Annotated in this window: 19 protein-coding genes; 4 read left to right on the forward strand and 15 right to left on the reverse strand. The window is 70.7% G+C overall.

The features are described 5' to 3' along the window. Positions 1 to 17: 17 nt before the first annotated feature. From ACFQ0P_RS06410 to ACFQ0P_RS06420, 3 genes are read right to left on the reverse strand one after another with little or no spacing between them, the layout of a single operon-like run. On the reverse strand, positions 18 to 1,082 hold the full coding sequence (locus tag ACFQ0P_RS06410; RefSeq protein WP_204981271.1) for a hypothetical protein: 1,065 nt from the start codon (positions 1,080 to 1,082) through the stop codon (positions 18 to 20). Next, a complete protein-coding gene (locus ACFQ0P_RS06415; protein ID WP_204981272.1) occupies positions 1,022 to 2,182 on the reverse strand; it encodes a sensor histidine kinase in 1,161 nt (386 codons plus the stop codon). The genes ACFQ0P_RS06410 and ACFQ0P_RS06415 overlap by 61 nt, the downstream gene beginning before the upstream one ends. Beyond that, positions 2,179 to 2,859 (reverse strand): response regulator transcription factor, encoded by a 681-nt coding sequence (locus ACFQ0P_RS06420; protein ID WP_204981273.1) that lies wholly within the window; start codon positions 2,857 to 2,859, stop codon positions 2,179 to 2,181. Before ACFQ0P_RS06420 ends, ACFQ0P_RS06415 begins: the two co-directional genes overlap by 4 nt. A 133-nt stretch (positions 2,860 to 2,992) precedes the next feature. Between ACFQ0P_RS06420 and ACFQ0P_RS06425 the strand changes: the two genes are divergently transcribed. Both ACFQ0P_RS06425 and ACFQ0P_RS06430 read left to right on the forward strand, forming a co-directional pair. Then, entirely contained in the window at positions 2,993 to 3,373 is a 381-nt protein-coding gene (locus ACFQ0P_RS06425) for an ArsR/SmtB family transcription factor (RefSeq protein WP_204981557.1), read from the forward strand. Between the two features lies 1 nt (position 3,374). Continuing rightward, positions 3,375 to 4,355: an SRPBCC family protein gene (locus ACFQ0P_RS06430; protein WP_204981274.1), complete on the forward strand. Its 981-nt coding sequence runs from the start codon at positions 3,375 to 3,377 to the stop codon at positions 4,353 to 4,355. A 102-nt stretch (positions 4,356 to 4,457) separates the two neighbouring features. Here ACFQ0P_RS06430 and ACFQ0P_RS06435 read toward each other — a convergent pair whose 3' ends face one another. Continuing rightward, positions 4,458 to 5,528, reverse strand: coding sequence for a fatty acid desaturase family protein (locus tag ACFQ0P_RS06435; RefSeq protein WP_378771675.1), 1,071 nt, complete (start codon positions 5,526 to 5,528; stop codon positions 4,458 to 4,460). 245 nt (positions 5,529 to 5,773) lie between these two features. Between ACFQ0P_RS06435 and ACFQ0P_RS06440 the strand changes: the two genes are divergently transcribed. After that, positions 5,774 to 6,676 carry a TerC family protein gene (locus ACFQ0P_RS06440; protein ID WP_204981275.1) on the forward strand — a complete coding sequence of 301 codons (903 nt, stop codon included), beginning with the start codon at positions 5,774 to 5,776 and terminating at the stop codon, positions 6,674 to 6,676. A 296-nt stretch (positions 6,677 to 6,972) separates the two neighbouring features. Here ACFQ0P_RS06440 and ACFQ0P_RS06445 read toward each other — a convergent pair whose 3' ends face one another. Beyond that, positions 6,973 to 7,935 (reverse strand): hypothetical protein, encoded by a 963-nt coding sequence (locus ACFQ0P_RS06445; protein ID WP_204981276.1) that lies wholly within the window; start codon positions 7,933 to 7,935, stop codon positions 6,973 to 6,975. A 102-nt stretch (positions 7,936 to 8,037) separates the two neighbouring features. Here ACFQ0P_RS06445 and ACFQ0P_RS06450 point away from each other — a divergent pair, with 102 nt between their 5' ends. Next, positions 8,038 to 8,766 carry a hypothetical protein gene (locus tag ACFQ0P_RS06450; protein WP_204981277.1) on the forward strand — a complete coding sequence of 243 codons (729 nt, stop codon included), beginning with the start codon at positions 8,038 to 8,040 and terminating at the stop codon, positions 8,764 to 8,766. A 258-nt stretch (positions 8,767 to 9,024) separates the two neighbouring features. Here ACFQ0P_RS06450 and ACFQ0P_RS06455 read toward each other — a convergent pair whose 3' ends face one another. From ACFQ0P_RS06455 to ACFQ0P_RS06500, 10 genes are all read right to left on the reverse strand, one after another. After that, positions 9,025 to 9,705 (reverse strand): response regulator, encoded by a 681-nt coding sequence (locus ACFQ0P_RS06455; RefSeq protein WP_204981278.1) that lies wholly within the window; start codon positions 9,703 to 9,705, stop codon positions 9,025 to 9,027. After that, positions 9,702 to 12,224, reverse strand: coding sequence for a DUF4118 domain-containing protein (locus tag ACFQ0P_RS06460; RefSeq protein ID WP_204981279.1), 2,523 nt, complete (start codon positions 12,222 to 12,224; stop codon positions 9,702 to 9,704). Before ACFQ0P_RS06460 ends, ACFQ0P_RS06455 begins: the two co-directional genes overlap by 4 nt. A 131-nt stretch (positions 12,225 to 12,355) precedes the next feature. Continuing rightward, complete coding sequence (kdpC, locus tag ACFQ0P_RS06465) at positions 12,356 to 12,967, reverse strand: K(+)-transporting ATPase subunit C (protein ID WP_204981280.1); 612 nt, start codon at positions 12,965 to 12,967, stop codon at positions 12,356 to 12,358. 21 nt (positions 12,968 to 12,988) lie between these two features. Further along, a complete protein-coding gene (kdpB, locus tag ACFQ0P_RS06470) occupies positions 12,989 to 15,166 on the reverse strand; it encodes a potassium-transporting ATPase subunit KdpB (protein ID WP_204981281.1) in 2,178 nt (725 codons plus the stop codon). Positions 15,167 to 15,169: 3 nt separating this feature from the next. Continuing rightward, positions 15,170 to 16,852, reverse strand: a complete 1,683-nt coding sequence (gene kdpA / locus ACFQ0P_RS06475) for a potassium-transporting ATPase subunit KdpA (protein ID WP_204981282.1) — start codon at positions 16,850 to 16,852, stop codon at positions 15,170 to 15,172. Continuing rightward, a complete protein-coding gene (locus tag ACFQ0P_RS06480) occupies positions 16,852 to 16,941 on the reverse strand; it encodes a potassium-transporting ATPase subunit F (protein WP_204981283.1) in 90 nt (29 codons plus the stop codon). Before ACFQ0P_RS06480 ends, kdpA begins: the two co-directional genes overlap by 1 nt. After that, positions 16,938 to 17,141 (reverse strand): hypothetical protein, encoded by a 204-nt coding sequence (locus ACFQ0P_RS06485; protein WP_204981284.1) that lies wholly within the window; start codon positions 17,139 to 17,141, stop codon positions 16,938 to 16,940. Before ACFQ0P_RS06485 ends, ACFQ0P_RS06480 begins: the two co-directional genes overlap by 4 nt. A 97-nt stretch (positions 17,142 to 17,238) precedes the next feature. Then, positions 17,239 to 17,427 (reverse strand): hypothetical protein, encoded by a 189-nt coding sequence (locus ACFQ0P_RS06490; protein ID WP_204981285.1) that lies wholly within the window; start codon positions 17,425 to 17,427, stop codon positions 17,239 to 17,241. A 211-nt stretch (positions 17,428 to 17,638) separates the two neighbouring features. Beyond that, the gene (gene sufU, locus ACFQ0P_RS06495; protein ID WP_204981286.1) at positions 17,639 to 18,082 is read right to left on the reverse strand and encodes a Fe-S cluster assembly sulfur transfer protein SufU; all 444 of its coding nucleotides are present in this window, start codon (positions 18,080 to 18,082) and stop codon (positions 17,639 to 17,641) included. Then, positions 18,079 to 19,353: a SufS family cysteine desulfurase gene (locus ACFQ0P_RS06500; protein WP_204981287.1), complete on the reverse strand. Its 1,275-nt coding sequence runs from the start codon at positions 19,351 to 19,353 to the stop codon at positions 18,079 to 18,081. Before ACFQ0P_RS06500 ends, sufU begins: the two co-directional genes overlap by 4 nt. Positions 19,354 to 19,376 lie beyond the last annotated feature (23 nt).

A 19,376-nucleotide genomic window follows, 5' to 3' on the forward strand; every position in this document is an offset into this window, starting at 1 on the left:
TCGCCGCCCCGAATCCCCTACTGATGGGGGTTGCGCGAGGCGAGAGACATCCGCTCGACGACACCATCTCGATCGACGACGACGGTGATCGCGCCGGGCCGTCCCGGCGGAGTCGAGCGGACGACCACGCGACCCGAGCCCACCGTATCGAGCAGGGATCCCAGTGCCGCGGCATCCTCGTCCGAGATCCTGCGGGACGGGTCGGGCTCCCCGAGGAGCACGACGTCGACGCGACGCGTGCGCGCGCGGCCGATCGCCTCCTCGACCCCCGGATGACGCAGCTGAGGCACGAGGAGGCGATCGCGCACGCGGGCCTCGGCCATGGCGAGCTCGAGGCGGAACTCCGCGTCGAGCTCTCGACCGGCCGCCAGATCCTCCAACGGAGAACGTGTCACGGCGGCGACCTCGTCGAGCTCGCGGGCGGCCGCTGCGGCCGCCGCGCTCGCGGCGTCGGACCGCGCTTCGGCCTGTGCCGTGGCATCCCGGGCACGTCTCTCACGACGGACGAAGTACCGGATGCCCCGCAGCCACACATACCCGACGATGACGCCGACCACGGGGTTGGTGATCACGCGGGCCACGGTCGTCGGATCGGCGCTCACGTCCCATGCCCACGCGAAGGTCAGGAGCACGATGATGAGGCAGGTGATGCCGCCGAACCACGGATTGCCGCGAGCGATCATCATCGCGGCCATGTACGTGGGGAACTGCAGCAGCCACAGGCTCGCGTACTCCTCGGAGTAGGTGAACTGGAAGAGCCCGATGACCGAGCTCGTGAGCACGCAGGCACCGAGCGCTGCAGCGGATGTCCACGGCAGGGGCCGCGGTCGGCGGTCGGTGAGGAGCAGGGCCGCGCCGAGGGCCGCGCCGTAGGCGACCGGAAGGAAGATCCCGTCGCCCGGGAGCCGCCCGACGAGGAACCCGTGCGCGGCACCGGAGAGCCACACCAGCACGAGGATTGCCCGGGTGGTGCCGCGTTCGAACCCGCTGCCGCCGAGATCGAGCGCGGAGGCGGAAGCGCTCACCGCGGCCACCGCAGCGACACCCGGCTGCCCCGCGCCGGCGAGGAGTCGATCTCGCATCGGCCCCCGGCATCCTCCACCCTGCCGACGATGCTCTCCCTGACCCCCAGCCGGTCGGCCGGAAGCGCGGTCTGATCGAAGCCCGGGCCGTCGTCTTCGATGTCGATGCGCAGCGCGGAGGGATCGTCTGCCACGGCGATGGTCACCCACGGTCGGGTGCGCGCATGACGCACGGCGTTGCGCACAGCCTCGGCGGCGGCCAGCCCGAGCGCGGAGGCGGCTGTCGCCGGGATGGTGGCGGCGGTGGGCTCGATGCACAGCTCGAGATCGGCGGGCAGCTCGCTCAGCGACTCGTGGATCGCCCGGGCACCGTCGGCGAGCGGGATGACGTCGTCGGCGTCGAGGGGTGCCGGGGTCGCCGACATCACGGCGAGGGCGGCGGCCGCGGCATCCCTCAGCACGGGAGGCGGGTCGCCTTCGACCGCGACCGCCGCCGAGAGGCTGGCGAGCACATCGTCGTGGACGAGCCGTGCGACGGCGCGCTGCCGCTCGGTGTGCGTGTGAGCCCACACCTCGCGTCTGCGCGCCTCGCGCACCTCGGACTCGCGCGCGTACACGTCGTGCAGGCGCTGCGACAGGCCGATCATGATCGCGAGGAACATCAGGTTGCCGAGGTGGACGACCGTGTTGCTCGCGAAAAGGCTCGTCGGCTCGCCGAGGAAGACCAGCGTCGACGCACCGGGCAGGAGACAGAGCCCGACCGCGAGCACCACGGACGCCACGCGGCCCACGAAGAGGATGGGGTAGCAGATGAACGCGGGCAGCAGGCCGCGAAGCCACGGGTCGACGGTGTCGAGGTCGGCACCGTGGTATGCCCCCGCCCAGGTGGCGAGCAGCAGTGCGCCGAGCGTCGGCACCGTGATCCACAGAACGTGCAGGGCCCGGGCCGGCAGTCGGCGCGAACCGACGGAGAGAGCGGCGATGAGCGCGATGCACGCGATCGCACCCGCGCTCCACGCGGGCGAGAAGTGCGGGGTCTGCGCGATCGCGGCCGGCAGGTTGGCGACGGTCAGCAGCAGGCCGCCCGCGGTGATCAGCGTGCCGATCGTGCGTTGGGGTGGGGAGGCGAGGGAGGCGAGGGCGAGGGAGGGAGGGGTCACTGGTCGGGCGGGCCCCCCTCTGGCGTGACGATGCCGTCTTCGACGGCCCTTCGATACAGCTCGACTTTCGTGCGGGACGGACGGTCGACGGCCGCGTACTTCGCGCGGATGCGGCGCACGTGGTCGTACACCGTCTCCTTGCTGATGAAGAGGAGTTCGGCCACCCGCTCGGCGGTCTCACCCGACGCGTAGAGGGCCAGCACCTCGGCCTCGCGCGCGGTGAGCTGAGCCCGCACGAAGGTCTCGTCGCTGTCGAGGGCGTTCGCCCAGTCGGGACTCGCGGCGATCCCGCCGGCGAGAACCGTCTCGACCGCTTTCACGAGCGCCGCCGGCAGATCGGACTTTCGGATCATGCCCGCCGCGCCCGCGGCGATCGCTTCGCGCACGAGATGCGGCCGCTCGCCCGACGTGTAGGCGATGACCGGAACCTTGAAGACCGACAGCCGCTTGAGGTTCGTCGTCGGGGTCGACCCGTCGCCCAGGACGAGGTCGAGGAGGATCACATCGAGCCGGATGCGCTGCGACAGCAGGTCGTTCGCCGTCGCTCCGGTCGCCACGACCTGGAGGCGGGGCTGCTGGTTGAGGATCGAACTGGTGCCGAGGATCACCGCCGGGTGATCGTCGACGATCCCTATTCGCGCCGCCATCTGCGGATCACGGGATCCGGGTCCGTGCATGTGCCGAGCATATTGAGTGGCGCCGGCCCGCGTGGGCGCGGGGGTTCTTCCTGTGGATAGCTCGTCGTCTGCCGACGGTCAGGGAGAAGAGGGGGGTTGACGGATGCCGCAGCGCGGAATAACGTACAACCAAATGGTTGCACAAAGTGAGTTGACCGATGAACAGACCGATCGCGTGTTCCACGCGCTCGCCGCTTCCACGAGGCGCGACATCCTCCGCCGGACGATCGAGCACGAGCAGTCTGTGTCGGCGCTCGCGCGCGACTACGACATGTCCTTCGCGGCCGTGCAGAAGCACGTCGCGGTGCTCGAGGCGGCCGGGCTCATCGTCAAGCGCGCCGAAGGGCGCGAGCGCCTCGTCCGGGCGGATCCGGCGATGATCGCCCGCGCCCGCACGCTGCTGGCACGGTACGAGGAGCTCTGGCGCGCCCGAATCGACCGGCTCGACGCGCTGCTGGCACAGCCTGCAGCCGACACCACCCCCGAAGATCCCACCGAAACGCAAGGAGTCTGACATGCCCGTCACCGACGTCACCACCGATCCCGAAGCGCTCACCATGACGCTCACCGCCGAGTTCGACGCTCCGGTCGAGCGGCTGTGGGACGCCTTCACCACCCCCCGCCAGCTCGAGCGGTTCTGGGGTCCTCCCGGCTACCCTGCGACATTCACCGAGTTCGATCTCGCACCGGGCGGCCGCGCGCGGTACCACATGACCAGTCCCCGCGGAGAGGAGTACCACGGCGCATGGGAGTTCCTCGAGATCGACGGACCGCGCACCTTCACCGCGCTCGACTCGTTCGCGAACGAAGACGGTGAGATCCTCGCCGACCTGCCGACCTCGCGGATGGTCTTCGTGTTCGAGCCGACGTCCCGCGGTTCCCGCCTCGTGAACACCACCCACTTCGACTCGGCGGACGCGCTCGAGAAGATCGTCGCCATGGGTGCCGTCGAAGGCTCGACGATGGCCATCAACCAGCTGGACCGGGTGCTGGTCAGCCTGCGAGAGTACGCCGAAGGGAAGGGCACCCGCACCGAACTCCTCGACGACACGCACGTGCGGATCACACGCCTGGTCGACGGCCCGATCGACCTCGTGTGGCGCGCGCATCACGAACCCGAGCTGCTGAAGAAGTGGCTCCTCGGGCCTGACGGCTGGCGCATGTCGGTGTGCGAGCTGGACCCGACCGTGGGCGGACGCTACCGCTACGAATGGGAACCGGTCGGCGAGACAGAGGGCGAGTCGTTCGGCTTCGACGGTGAGACGATCCTGTCCGAAGCGCCTCGCCGTGCGGTGACCACCGAGCACATGACGGGCACGGACTACCCGTCGACGCTCAACGACCTCAATCTCGAGGAGGAGGATGGCGCCACGCTCCTCACCCTCATCGTCGAGTACCCCGACAAGCAGACGCGTGACATGGTGCTCGCGACGGGGATGACCGACGGCATGGAGGCCAGCTACGCCCGCCTCGAAGGGATGCTCGCGGCGGTGTGAGTCTCAGCTCGCCGAGAGGGCGCCGACGACCAATCCGAACTCCCCGAATACGTCAGATGCGCCCTCTCGGGAAGCCGGCGAGCCGGCGCCGAGGGCGGGAGGTCAGGCGCTGCGGAACCGGTTCACCATCGGGCAGTCGAACGGGTCGCGGGCCGCCAGGCCGACGCGATTCAGGTAGGCGATCACGATCCCGTACGACTGGATGAGGCTGGTCTCGGTGTAGGGCACGCCGCGGGTGCGGCACTGCTCCCTCACGATCTCGCGCGTCTTGGCGAGGTGCGGGCGGGCCATGCTCGGGAACAGGTGGTGCTCGACCTGGTAGTTCAGGCCGCCCATGAGGGCGGTCGCCCACCAGCCGCCGCGGATGTTGCGCGAGGTCCGGACCTGCTTCGAGAAGAAGTCGAGCTTCGCGTCGGCGGCGATGATCGGCATGCCCTTGTGGTTGGGGGCGAACGAGGCGCCCATGTAGACGCCGAACACGGCCAGCTGCACCCCCAGGAAGGCGAACGCCATGCCGACCGGCAGGAACAGGAAGATGGGCGTGAGGTAGAGCGAGAACCGCATCGCGATGAGGCCGAGCTCGATCCACCGGCCCTTCACCTCGCCGCGGGAGAAGAGGTGCTTGAGGCCGAGCGCGTGCAGGTTCGCACCCTCGAGGGTGAGGAGCGGGAAGAAGAGCCATCCCTGCCTGCGGGTGATCAGCGCGCCCAGGCGGCTCACCTTCGCGGCATCCTCCTCGAGGAAGCGGATGGTGTCGACCTCGATGTCGGGATCCTTGCCCACGCGATTCGGGTTCGCGTGGTGGCGGTTGTGCTTGTTGTTCCACCAGGACAGGCTGATGCCCACGACGCCGGCGGCGAGGATGCGCCCGAGGCGGTCGTTGGCGGGACCGGAGACGAGGATCTGCCGGTGCGCGGCCTCGTGCGCGAGGAAGGCGACTTGCGTGAAGATCACGCCGAGCGCGCCCGCGATGAGCAGCTGGTACCAGGTGTCGCCGAGCAGGACGAAGCCGGTGATCGCGCCGCCGAAGGCGAGGGCGATGGCAACGCCGACGATCGCATAGAACCAGCGCGCGCGCCGGAGGAGACCGGTCTCTCGGACGACCTGCGACACCTCGGTATAGGCGCGGGCGACGGGCGGGAAGGTCTCGGCGCCGGCATACGTCTGGCGCACGGCGCCCAGACGGGCTTCGGTCGGAGCGACGGGGGTGATGGTGGCGATGATCGCACCTGCCTGGTCGGATGCCGGCCACCAGGCCGACGCGGAGCCACAGGCGGATGCCGATCGCTGTGGCCAACCCTACGCGGGGCCATATGGCGTCGACGGAATGCGGAGGCGACTCGCCGCACCTTGGCAGGTGGCACCCAGGATCAGGCGCGCGCGCCGGGACGCGGCATCCGTCCCCGTAGGATCGACCCGTGGACTTCTCCCTCGAATTCACCCCCGACCTGGTCGCCGTCTTCCTGACGCTGTTCGTGCTCGAGGTGGTCCTCGGCGTCGACAACGTCATCTTCATCTCGATCCTCGCCTCGAAGCTCCCCAAGGAGCAGCAGGCCAAGGCTCGCAACCTCGGCCTCACGCTGGCGATGGTGATGCGCGTGATCCTCGTGCTGTTCGCGGGCTGGATCATCACGCTGAAGGAGGACGTGTTCTTCATCGGCGAGATGGGCTTCTCGTGGAAGGACCTGATCCTGATCGCGGGCGGGCTGTTCCTGGTCTACAAGGCGGTGACCGAGATCCACCACAAGCTCGAGGGCGCCGAGGAGGAGCACGCGGGGGTCGGGCGCAAGACGATCACGTTCGGCTCGGTGCTGATCCAGATCCTGCTGCTGGACCTCGTCTTCTCGCTCGACTCGGTCATCACCGCGGTCGGCATGACCGAGAGCCTCGTCGTGATCATCACCGTGGTCGTGCTCTCGTTCGGCATCATGCTCTTCGCGTCGCGCTTCATCTTCGCCTTCGTGAACAAGCACCCCACGGTGAAGATGCTGGCGCTGTCGTTCCTGCTGCTCATCGGTGTCTTCCTGGTGGCCGAGGGCTTCGAGATAAAGATCGACAAGGCGTTCATCTACGGCCCGATGGCGTTCGCGATCTTCGTCGAGGCGCTGAACCTCGCCTACTCGGCGCGCAAGGCCAAGCGCGAGAAGGCCCGCCTGCACGCCGTGCAGCTGCGCCCGCAGTACCCCGACGTCGACGAGTCGGTCGCCGTCCACGCCGCGCTCACCGGGCGGGCCTCGGGCGGCTCCGTCGGGCTCTCGCGCCGCCCCGTCGCCGGCGACGACACCCCCGCAGCCGACGAGGAGCGCCACGGCCTCGGCTGATCCGGCCCGCCCGGCCGCGGGGCCGCGTCCGGCGTTGTAGTTCGCGACCAGCGCTGTGGTTCGCGGCGCAACGCTGCCTGACGCTGCAGTTCGCGACGGACGCTGCAGTTCGCGACGCAGCGTGTGCCGGAAACTGCAGCGCACGCCTGAGACACCGCCCGGGTCGCTGTTCGCCGGCAGGGGCGCCGTGCGCGGCATCCCGACGCCGCCACCGTCCCACCGGCGCTGCAGTTCGCGACAGACGCTGCAGTTCGCGACGCAGCGTGTGCCGGAAACTGCAGCGGCGCGGCGGAGGGTCAGCGCCCGGGACGCGACTTCGACGACGGAAGCCCGGCTCCGTTCAGGATGTCGTAGAGCCGCCTGGGTGACGCGAGGTCGGGCGTGCGCCACCGCGAGAACGCGTCGCATCGGCGGCGCAGGTCGTCTTCGCGGTCCTTCTCGGCGAGCAGCACTTCCTCGGGCGTGCGCCCCTGGAGCAGTTCGGGATCGCGGTACTTGCCGATGCCGTCGAACTCACCGATGTGGCGGAAATCCCGCCAGAAGAAGTCCGTGAACGCGGCACGGCCGTCGGCCAGTTCGAATCGCGTCTGCAGCTCGGGCGGAGGAAAGCCCATCGTCGAGATGAGCACACGGCTCTGCGATTCGCGGACGCTGTCCGAAAGCTCGGTGGCGAACTCCGCGGCGCGCACGGCACGAGCGGTGCCGCGCTCGGACTGGTCGTGCGCCAGGCGAAGAAGAGTGGATGCTTCGCACAGCGGCCCACCAGGTCGCTTGGACCAGAGGGCCTGATCCGCGACGGCGGCGCCCTCGGCGAATCGCAGGGAACGGGCGAGATCGATCGCCGTCTGCGCGGGACTGGTCAGGTGGTGGCGCCCCCACGCGACGAGGTCGAGGTCGGCCAGCGCACGCCCGTGGCGGCGGATCGTGCCGCTGGAGCGACCTCCCGAAGGCTTCTCGATGCAGACGTCGATTCCGCTCGGCCATCGGCCGAGGATGTCGATGCCGTGCAGCGCTGCCGCCGACCAATGCGAGAACACGCACTCGGTCTGCGATCGCGCGGCTGCCTCCCACACGAGTTGCGCATGACGCGCGATCGGCTTCAATCGCGACCAACTCTGCGCCTCCACGTACACGCCGCGGGCGATTCGGACGATCTCCCTCTCCGCGATGCGTCGTCGCAGCCTGCGGTCGTTGACCGGGTCGCCGTCGTTCTCGCGACGACGGAAGACGGTCGCGAGCGGCGGTTCGAGGAGCCACATCGGTCCAGGATGTCCGCTCGCGGCGACGCCCGGCCGCCCGCGACCGCGTCCTGAGGAGCGGTCGTGGGTCCGCGCCGGCTGTGGAGGAGCCGACACCGGTGCGTGACGCTGCAGTTCGCGACGGACGCTGCGTCGCGCGACGCGACGTCCGTCGGAAACTGCAGCGCGGGAGTGGGCGGCCGCGAACGGCCGGGGCAAGAGCCGCGACGCCCGCCGCGCCGAGATCGCGCACGGCCGGGTGAGCGGCTAGCGTGGCGCGAGGAGGGGAGCGGCATCCTGGATCTCGAGTACGGACGCGATCTCGTCATGATCGCCGTGATCTTCGGCGGCGCGGCGTTCGTCTGGGCGGGCTGGGCCCAGGAGCGACCTCCGAAGGGCGTGCTGTGGCGGATCGTCCTCGTGCTGCTTCAGCTCATCGGTCTCGTGATGCTGGGGTTCGGCATCCCGATCGCGGTGCAGAACTGGGAGACTCCGACCGCCCTCGCCTCCGCGAGCACCGCCCTCGTCTGGTACATCGTGGTGTTCTGGCTCGAAGTGATCGCGATCGTCGGCTTCTCTATCTTCTTCGTGAAGACGGGCCGGGGCGCTCTGATCGCACCGCTGGTGCTCACGGTCGTCGGTCTCCACTTCGTCCCGCTCGCGTTCGTGTTCGCGCAGTGGATCCTCCTCATCGCCGCCGTGCTGCTGACGGCGGCGGGGGTGGGTGCGGCGTTCCTGCCGCAGCGCACGGCGGCGCCGAGCTTCTGGTCGGGCATCCTGGCGGCACCGATCTTCCTGGCGTTGGGCCTGCCGTGCCTCATCGCCGGTGCGGGCGCACTCGGCGCGAGCTAGGCGATGGCGGCGTAGGCGGCGCGCCTTTCCCGCTGGAACTCGGCCTCGGTGATCCTGCCGGCACGCCAGGATTCCTCGGCGGCCGCGAGCCCGCGCCCCCGGCCCGATGCCGGAAGTGGGTTCCCGCTGCAGTTCGCGACACACGCCGTGTCGCGCGACGCAGCGCCCGTCGGAAACTGCAGCGCGCCGGGACCGGCCGCGACCGGCCACGCCACGCCCGGCTCGCCCGACCGGCCGCGCCCGCACCCGCGCGCCCGATCAGGCCGGGTCGGTGACCAGGCGGTACCCCATTCCCTGCTCGGTGAGCAGGTGCCGCGGCCGGGAGGGGTCGGGCTCGAGCTTCTTACGCAACTGGGAGAGGTACAGGCGCAGATATCCGGTGTCGGTGACCTGCTCGGTGCCCCAGATGTCCTTGAGCAGCGCCTGCCGTGTGACGAGCGCACCGGCGTTGCGGGTGAGGAACTCGAGGATGCGCCACTCGGTCGGCGTCAGGTGCACGGGGCTGTCGGCGCGGGTGACGAGCTTCGCCGCGAGGTCGACCGTCACATCGCCGAACGCCACGACGGGTTCGTTCGTGCTCGCCGCCGCACGGCGCGAGAGCGCCCGCAGCCGCGCGAGGAGCTCGTCCACCTGGAACGGCTTGGTGACATAGTCGTCGGCGCCGGCATCCAGGGCTTCCACCTTGTCGGCCGATCCGGTGCGGCCCGACACGACGATGATCGGCGCCGACGTCCACCCCCGCAGCGCCTCGATGACCCGGATGCCGTCGAGGCGCGGCATCCCGAGATCCACCATGACGATGTCGGGGTGCTCCTTGGCGGCCAGGGCGATCGCGGCCTGCCCGTCGGGTGCGGCGACGACGTCGTACCCGTGGGCGGCGAGCGTGATGCGCAGCGCGCGGACCAGCTGCGGGTCGTCGTCGGCGATCAGGACCTTCACACGGCTCCTTCGGGGACGGATGCTTCGGCCACCGGCAGCGCGATCACCATGGTGAGTCCTCCTCCGGGGGTGTCCTCGGGGGCGAGCGTACCGCCCATCCCCTCGGTGAAGCCCTTGGACAGCGCGAGTCCGAGGCCGAGGCCGGCGGTGTTGTCGACGTCGCCCAGGCGCTGGAACGGGGCGAACATGTCGTCGCGGCGGTCGGCGGCGATGCCCACCCCGTGATCGACCACGCGGATCTCGGCCGTGCGGCCCAGGTGGCTGGTCGCGACGCGGACGCGGGCTCCGAGCGGCGAATGCCGCAGGGCGTTGGCGAGGACGTTGACGAGCACGCGCTGCAGGAGCACGGGGTCGGCGCTCACCATCGGAAGGTCGGAATCGAGGGCGAGCTCGACGTCGTCGGGCCCCGCCCCCAGTTCGTCGAGGGCGGCCGTGATGACCGTGGCCGAGTCCACCTCGCTGAGCGACACCGCGAGCACCCCGGCCTGCACGCGGCTCACGTCCAGCAGATCGGTGACGAGCGCCGACAGCGTCGTGAGCGACTCGTCGGCCGTCGCCAGCAGCTCGTCGCGGTCAGCCGCCGACAGACCCGGACCCGCGGCGCGGATGCCGCCGATGGCCGCGACGGCTGCGGCGAGTGGCCGGCGCAGGTCGTGGCTGACCGCGGACAGTAGTGCCGAGCGCACCTGGTCGGTCTCGGCGAGCGCCCCGGCCTGGCTCGCGGACTCCGACAGGGCGGAATGCTCGAGAGCTGCGGCGAGCTGGGCCACGATCGCGTCGACGAGGCGCCGCTCGGAGGCGTCGAGGCCGCGCCCGTGGAGCTCGAGGGTCGCGCGGGGGCCGCCGCCCGACATCCATCCCACCGGGACCGCTTCGTAGCGTCCGTCGCGCACCGGCTCGCCGTCGGTGGCGAGGACCTGCCCGTCGGCCGCGACGAGGCGCACGCCGGCGAGGCCGAGCGACTCGCGGGTTCGGCTCACCATGGCAGGCACGGCGCTCTCACCCCGCAGCACGCTTCCGGCGACCGTCGCCAGCAGCTCGGACTCGGCGGACGATCGCTGCGCCGCGCGTGCGGCCCGGGCGGCGCGGTCCACGATGAAGCTGACCAGCACCGCGATGACCACGTAGAGCGCGAGCGCCCACGCGTAGCGCGGGTGCGCGATCGTGACCGTGTAGAACGGCTCGACGAAGAAGAAGTTGAGCGTGAGCCCCGACATCACCGCGGCGAACACGGCGGGCCAGATGCCACCGACGAGGGCGACGATCACGACGAGCAGCTGGTACGCGAGGACGTCGGTGGTGATCGTCTCCTCGCTGCGGATCGACACCAGAAGCCACGTCAGGAGCGGGCCGCCGATGAGGGCGACGGCGAAGCCGAGGGCGCGCCGCTTGACGCTGAGCGCGCCCCCGCTCAGGCGCGGGAGGCGCCGCCGACCCCCGGCCGCCGAGTGGGTCACCATGTGCACGTCGATGTCGCCGGACTCGCGGATGACGGTGGCGCCGATGCCGGGGCCGGTCAGCGCCGCGCCCCATCGGCTGCGACGGCTCGCGCCCATGACGAGCTGCGTGGCGTCGACGGAGCGCGCGAACTCCACGAGGGTGCGCGGGATGTCGTCTCCGACGACTTGGTGATAGGTGCCGCCGAGCGACTCGACGAGCGCGCGCTGCGCGGCGAGTGCGCTGGGGTCGCCGCCGCGCAGGCCGTCCTGGCTGGAGACGTGGACGGCGAGCAGCTCGCCACCCGCCGACCTGGCCGCGATGCGGGCGCCGCGCCGGAGCAGGGTCTCGCCCTCGGGGCCACCCGTGAGGGCGACCACGACGCGCTCGCGCGCCTGCCACGTTCCCGCGATGCCGTGCTCGGCGCGATACGAGCGCAGCGCGCTGTCGACCTCGTCGGCGAGCCAGAGGAGGGCGAGCTCGCGCAGCGCGGTCAGGTTGCCCAATCGGAAGTAGTTGGACAGCGCGGCGTCGATGCGCTCGGCCGGGTAGACGAGCCCGACGGCGAGCCGGTCGCGCAGCGACTGGGGCGCGAGGTCGACGAGCTCGATCTGGTCGGCGCCGCGCACGACGGCGTCGGGGATCGTCTCGCGCTGGACCACCCCGGTGATCTGCTCGACCACCCCGTTGAGCGACTCGACGTGCTGCACGTTGACGGTCGTGATGACGTCGATGCCGGCGTCGAGGAGGAGGTCGACATCCTGCCAGCGCTTCTCGTGGACCGACCCGGGCGCATTGGTGTGGGCGAGCTCGTCGACGAGCGCGACATCCGGCGCCCGCTCGATGACGGCCTCGACGTCGAGCTCCGGCAGCTCCACGCCGCGGTACGGCACCAGCGCGCGCGGCACGACCTCGAGGCCCTCGGCCTGCGCCGCGGTCGCCGCCCGGCCGTGGGTCTCGACGATGCCGATCACGACGTCGTGCCCCTCGGCGGCGAGGCGCCTGCCCTCCTCGAGCATCTCGAACGTCTTCCCGACGCCGGGAGCGGCGCCGAGCAGCACCCTGAGCTTGCCGCGCTTCACGTGCTCACCCTATTCCGCGTGCACAACTCCTCAGATCCGGATGCGTGCGATTCGGCCGACCGCGGAAATCCGCCGCGACGACGGCCGCGACCGGTCGAATCCGAGGAGTTGTTCACCAGGATCAGCGCCGATCAGTCCAGGGCGTCGAGCGCCAGGTTCAGCGCGAGGACGTTGATCCGCGGCTCGCCCAGGTATCCGAGATCGCGCGCCTCGGTGTACCGGGCGACGAGGTCGAGCACCTCGCCTTCGGAGAGGCCGCGCGCCTCCGCGACGCGGGGAGCCTGGAGCTGGGCGTACGCCGGGCTGATGTGCGGGTCGAGGCCCGAGCTCGATGCCGTGACGGCATCGGCCGGGATCTCCGACACCGCCACGCCCTCGAGCTCGGCGATCGCGGCCTGACGGTCCTCGATCGCCGCGATGAGGTCGGTGTTCTCCGGCCCCCAGTTCGAGCCGCTGGAGGCGCCGCCGTCGTAGCCGTCGCCGGCGGCGGACGGGCGGGCCTGGAAGTACTCCGGCAGGGCGTTGCCGTCGGCATCCGTGAAGGACTGCCCGATGAGCGCCGAGCCGACCGTCTCACCGGCGGCGTTCTGGACGGGCGACCCGTTCGCCTGCCACGGCAGGAGGAGCTGGCCGATCCCGGTGACGACGACCGTGTAGCCGATTCCGAGGACCAGGGTGAACAGGAGCATCGCGCGGACGGCGACGCCCGTGGTGCGGATGGTGCTGCGTGCGGGGGTGGACATGATGCGTCTCCTTCGCCGGGCTCAGAAGCCGGGGATGAGGCTCACGACGAGGTCGATGAGCTTGATGCCGATGAACGGGGCGATCACTCCGCCGAGCCCGTAGACGAGCAGGTTGCGGCTGAGGATCTGCGACGCGCTCGCGGGCCGGTACTTCACGCCCCGCAGCGCGAGCGGGATGAGGACGATGATCACGACCGCGTTGAAGATGATCGCGCTCGTGACCGCCGAGGCCGGCGAGCTCAGCTGCATGATGTTCAGCGCCGCGAGGCCGGGGAAGATCCCCATGAACATCGCCGGGATGATCGCGAAGTACTTCGCGATGTCGTTCGCGAGCGAGAACGTCGTCAGGGCGCCGCGCGTGATGAGCAGCTGCTTGCCGATGCGGACGATGTCGATGAGCTTGGTCGGGTCGCTGTCGAGGTCGACCATGTTGCCGGCCTCCTTCGCGGCCGACGTGCCGGTGTTCATCGCCACGCCGACGTCGGCCTGCGCGAGCGCCGGTGCGTCGTTCGTGCCGTCGCCGGTCATCGCGACGAGGTTTCCGCCCTCCTGCTCCTTGCGGATCAGGGCGAGCTTGTCCTCGGGAGTCGCCTCGGCGAGGTAGTCGTCGACTCCCGCCTCCTTCGCGATCGCCGCGGCGGTCAGCGGGTTGTCGCCCGTGATCATCACGGTGCGGATGCCCATCGAGCGCAGCTCGTCGAAGCGCTGGCGCAGGCCGTCCTTGACGATGTCCTTCAGGTGGATGACACCGAGGGCACGGCCCTCGCCCGCCGCGCCGAGCGACGCGACGACGAGCGGCGTGCCGCCCGACTGCGCGATCGCCTCGGTGGCGCTGGTCAGCTGCGCGCGAGTCGACGAGGGGACGGGGGTGCCGGCGGCCTCGAGCCACGCGATGACCGCGGAGCCCGCGCCCTTGCGCACCTGGCTGCCGTCCACGAGGTCGACGCCGCTCATGCGGGTCTGCGCGGTGAAAGGCACGGTGACGGCACCCTCCGGCGTGGCGATGTGGATGCCGCGCACCGCCGCGAGCTCGACCACCGAGACTCCCTCCGGCGTGGGGTCGGCGAGCGACGACAGCGCCGCCGCCTCGGCCAGCTCGGCCGCGTCGACCCCGGGCATCGCCACGAAGTCCGACGCACGCCGGTTTCCGTAGGTGATCGTCCCGGTCTTGTCGAGCAGGAGCGTCGTCACGTCGCCCGCGGCCTCGACCGCGCGTCCCGACATCGCGAGCACGTTGCGCTGCACGAGCCGGTCCATTCCCGCGATGCCGATGGCCGAGAGGAGCGCACCGATCGTCGTCGGGATGAGGCACACGAGCAGGGCGATGAGAACGGGGATGCTCACCGGCGACGCCGCGTAGGACGCGATCGGGTTGAGCGTCAGGACGACGACCAGGAACACGATCGAGAGGCTCGCGAGCAGGATGTTCAGGGCGATCTCGTTCGGCGTCTTCTGACGGGCGGCGCCTTCGACGAGCGCGATCATGCGGTCGACGAACGTCTCGCCCGGCTTCGACGTGATGCGGACCACGATCCGGTCCGACAGCACGCGCGTGCCGCCGGTGACGGCCGAGCGGTCGCCGCCGGACTCGCGCACGACCGGCGCCGACTCGCCGGTGATGGCGGACTCGTCGACCGTCGCGATGCCGTCGATGATGTCGCCGTCGCCGGGGATGAGCTCGCCCGCGGTCACGATCACGACGTCTCCGAGCGTGAGGTCGGACGAGGCCACCTCGGCGGTCTCGGAGCGGGTGGCGGCGGCATCCCTGGTGGCGTCGTACGACACGACGCGACGCGCCATCGTCGACGTGCGGGTCTTGCGGAGCGTGGCCGCCTGTGCCTTTCCGCGCCCCTCGGCCACCGCCTCGGCGACGTTGGCGAAGAGGACGGTGAGCCACAGCCAGACGGCGATGCCCCACGTGAAGCCGAACGGCACGGGGGTGCCGCCGGACTCCTCAGCGCCTCCGAGGAACGGCTCGGCGATCGCGATGACCGTCGTCAGCGCCGCTCCGACCCACACGAGGAACATGACGGGGTTGCGCCACAGTTCGGCGGGGTTCAGCTTGCGCAGCGCACCGGGGAGCGCCTGCACCAGCTGCGCCCAGCTGAAGGCGCGCGAGGTCGCCTTCGGCGGCTTGATGGTCACGTGGCCGGGGATCGGCTCGTGGTCGGAAGAGGGGATGAGAGTGGAGGTGGACATCTGTCAGACGAGCCCTTCCGCCAGGGGACCCAGCGTGAGAACGGGGAAGTAGGTGAGTGCGGTGATGACCACGGCGACGACGGCGAGCAGCCCGACGAACTGCGGTCGATAGGTGGGCAGCGTCCCCGCCGTGGAGGGGACGGGCTTCTGTGCCGCGAGGGAGCCGGCCATGGCGAGCACGAGGACGATCGGGATGAATCGTCCGAGCAGCATGGCGACGGCCAGGGCGGTATTCAGCCATGGGGTGTTGGCCGTGAGTCCGGCGAACGCCGAGCCGTTGTTGTTCGACGCCGACGTGAAGGCGTAGAGGACCTCGCTGAGTCCGTGGACCCCCGGGTTCCAGATGGAGACCGACTCGACGTCCGAGCGGATGCCCGGAATGGCGAAGCTCAGCGCGGTGCCCGCGAGGACGAGCGTCGGCGTGACCAGGATGTAGAGGCTCGCCAGCTTGATCTGGGTCGGGCCGATCTTCTTGCCGACGTATTCCGGGGTGCGCCCGACGAGCAGTCCGCCAACGAAGACGGCGATGACGGCCAGGATGAGCATCCCGTAGAGGCCCGAGCCGACGCCGCCGGGGGCGACCTCGCCGAGCATCATGTTGATCATCGGCATCATGCCGCCGAGGGCGGTGTAGGAGTCGTGCATCGAGTTGACGGCGCCGGTGCTGGTGAGGGTCGTGGCGCCGGCGAAGAGGGTGGACCCCCAGATGCCGTACCGGACCTCCTTGCCCTCCATCGCGGCTCCCGCGAGCTGAGGCGCGCTGCCGAGGCCGAGGGACTCCAGCCAGGTCAGGAGGCTGATCGAGGCGACGGCGATGGTCGACATGACCGCGAGGATCGCGTAGCCCTGACGGTTGTCGCCGACGATGCGGCCGAAGGCGCGCGGCAAAGCGGTGGGGATCGCCAGCAGCAGCAGGATCTCCAGGACGCTCGTCCACGGCGCGGGGTTCTCGAAGGGATGCGAGGAGTTGGCGTTGAAGAATCCGCCGCCGTTGGTTCCGAGCTCCTTGATGGCTTCCTGTGAGGCCACGGGTCCGCCGGGGATCAGCTGCGTGCCTCCGGTGATCGTGCCGACCTCCGTGAAGCCGTTGAAGTTCTGCACGACGCCGGCCACGAGCAGTGCGATCGCCGAGACGAACGCGAGCGGCAGGAGGAGGCGTGTGACGCCGCGGGTCAGGTCGACCCAGAAGTTGCCGATGGTGGCCGAGCCGCGCCGAGCGAAGCCGCGCACCAGCGCGATCGCCACGGCGATGCCGACGGATGCCGAGACGAAGTTCTGCACCGCGAGGCCGGCCAGCTGGACGGTGTAGCCGAGCGTGAGCTCCGGCGAGTACGACTGCCAGTTGGTGTTCGTGACGAACGACACCGCGGTGTTGAAGGCGAGCCCTTCCGGGACGGCGGGGAGTCCGAGCGAGTAGGGGAGAACGGCCTGGAAGCGCTGCAGCGCGTAAACGAGGAGGACGCCCACTGCCGAGAAGACGAGCACACCGCGGGCGTACGCCTGCCAGGTCTGCTCTGAACGGGGGTCGACCCCGACCAGCCGGTAGGAGACGCGCTCGACGCGCCAGTCCTTCTCGCTGGTGTAGATGCGGGCGATCCCGTCGCCGAGGGGGCGGTAGACGACCGCCAGGATCAGCAGGACGGTGGCGAATTGGAGGACGCCCGTCCACACGGTCGAGGCATCCATCAGAACTTCTCCGGCTTCACGAGGGCGACGACGAGGTACACGATCGCGGCCAGCCCGAGGGCGGCGGCGATGAGGGAGAGCACCATCATCCCTGCTCCTCTCCACGCAGCGCAGGGCGCTGCGCGGAGCCTCCGGGGCGGGGGCCCAGCTTCTCCACCGCCTTGGCGATCACGCCGACGAGCGCGAAGAGCACCAGCGTCGTGGCGAGGTAGATGACATCGAGCACGAGGACTCCAGGGGAAGACGTGCCGCGCCCAGAGGCGCGGGTGATCGCCCGTTCGGCGACCACGACTCCCGATGCAACACCTCGACCCCGGGCCGCAGGCCGGGCCTCACGGGATCCATACGCCGATGGCGCTCGCCCTCACGACCTGTACACGCGCGGGTCAGACGATCGCCGCGAGGCCTTCCCCGAAGATGAGCACGGCTGCCGCGACGACGGCGGCGGCCGCCGCGGCCAGGATCACGGCGACCAGGATGTTCCCCGCGATCGCGAGCGCAGCCGCCCCGACGCGGCTCGCGCGATCGGCCGCGGGTCGCGGAGCGGCGGAGGTTCGCGCGGTGGAGTACATCATGCTTCGACGCTACGAAGGCCTGCGGTCCGCGGCATCCACCCAGCGGACGGTTCGCGTACGACCCGAGGATGATGTCCGTCGTCGCGGCGCGTGGGAGAGCCCATGCGATTCCCTTCCCTCCGGGCCGCACGAACGTCGGCGCTGAGAAGAAGACGCGGTGGAGCGGGATTCGTGACGCGGAGGGACGGAGCCGACCGGTCGCGTCGGCGGGTCAGGCGCGCGCGAGGTCGTCCTCGAGGGCGACCCACGCGAGCATCGCGCACTTCACCCGCGCGACGTACTTGGACACCCCCGACAGCGCCGCGGCGTCGAGGTAGACGTCCTCGTCGAGCTCGACCGTGCCGCGCGAGCGCAGCGCTTCGCGGAACCCGTCGATGAGGGCGGATGCCTCGGCCCGCGGCATCCCGTCGACCAGCTCGCTCAGCATCGACGCGGACGCCTGCGAGATCGAGCAGCCGTTGCCCTCCCACGTGACGTCGCGTACCGTCTCGCCATCGGCGTCGAGACGGACGCGCAGCGTGATCTCGTCGCCGCACAGCGGATTGTGCTGATGAGAGGTGGCCGTCCGCCCCTCCTCGTCGGCGAGGCCGAACCCCACGCGCCGCTTCGAGTGGTCGAGGATGAGCTCCTGATAGAGCGACTCGAGCCCGCTCACGATCCCGCTCCGAAGAATCCGCGCACACCCGAGACGGCCTCCAGGAACACGTCGACCTCGTCCGGGGTGTTGTACAGCGCCGCCGACGCGCGCACCGAGGCCGTCAGCCCGAAGCGCCGATGCAGCGGCTGCGCGCAATGGTGGCCGACGCGGACCGCGACGCCGCGGGAATCGAGGAACTGCCCCACGTCGTGCGCGTGCACCCCTTCGACCTCGAACGCCCACAGGCCCACGCGCTCCGTCCCGACCGCGTCGCCGAGGAGGCGGATGCCCGGGATCGACCGCAGTCCCTCGCCCATTCGCGCCTCGAGCGCGCGCTCGTGGGCGTGCACGGCATCCATGCCGACACCGTCGAGGTAGCGCACCGCCGCGGCCAAGCCGATCGCCTGCGACACCGGCTGGGTGCCCGCCTCGAACCGCTGCGGCGGGGGCAGGTACGACGCCTCGTCCAGTGTCACGGTGGTGATCATCGACCCACCGGTGAGGAACGGGGGGAGCGCCTCGAGCACGTCGGAGCGCCCGTACAGGCCGCCGACCGCGTAGGGGCCGAGCATCTTGTGTCCCGAGAAGACGGCCAGGTCGACGCCGAGCGCCGGCAGGTCCAGCGGCAGGTGCGGAGCGGACTGGCAGGCGTCGAGCACCGTGAGCGCGTCCGCCTCGCGGGCGAGGGCGACGAGCTCGGCGACCGGGTTGACGATGCCCAGCACGTTCGAGACATGCGGGAAGGCGACGACGCGCGTGCGGTTCGTGATGACGGATGCCGCGGCATCCGTGTCGATCGTCCCGTCGTCGCGGACCGGGATGTGGCGCAGCACCGCTCCGGTGCGCGCAGCGAGCTCCTGCCAGGGGATCAGGTTCGCGTGGTGCTCGCTTTCGGTGACGACGAGCTCGTCGCCCGGATGCAGCGCGAAGCGCCGGCTCGCGGGCGCGCCCCGGCCGATCGTCGCGTTGCCGATCGCGTACGCGACGAGGTTGAGCCCGGCCGTCGCGCCGCTCGTCCACACGAGCTCCTCCGCGCGCGCGCCGACGAACCCGGCGACGGCCTCACGGGCGTCCTCGAAGAGCTCGGTGGCTTCGGCGGCGAGCGTGTGGGCACCGCGGTGCACGGCAGCGTTGGCACGCGTGAGGAACGACACCTCGGCGTCGATCACGGCCCGCGGCTTCTGGCTCGTGGCCGCCGAGTCGAGATAGACGAGGGGGGCGCCGCCGACGCGCTCGCCGAGGAGCGGGAAGTCGGCGCGGATCGCCGCGAGGTCGAGCACAGAGGTCACCCCTCCAGGCTACGCCGCCCCGC

Origin of the sequence: Microbacterium insulae (assembly GCF_042677065.1) — a bacterium.
Classification (GTDB): Bacteria; Actinomycetota; Actinomycetes; order Actinomycetales; family Microbacteriaceae; genus Microbacterium; species Microbacterium insulae.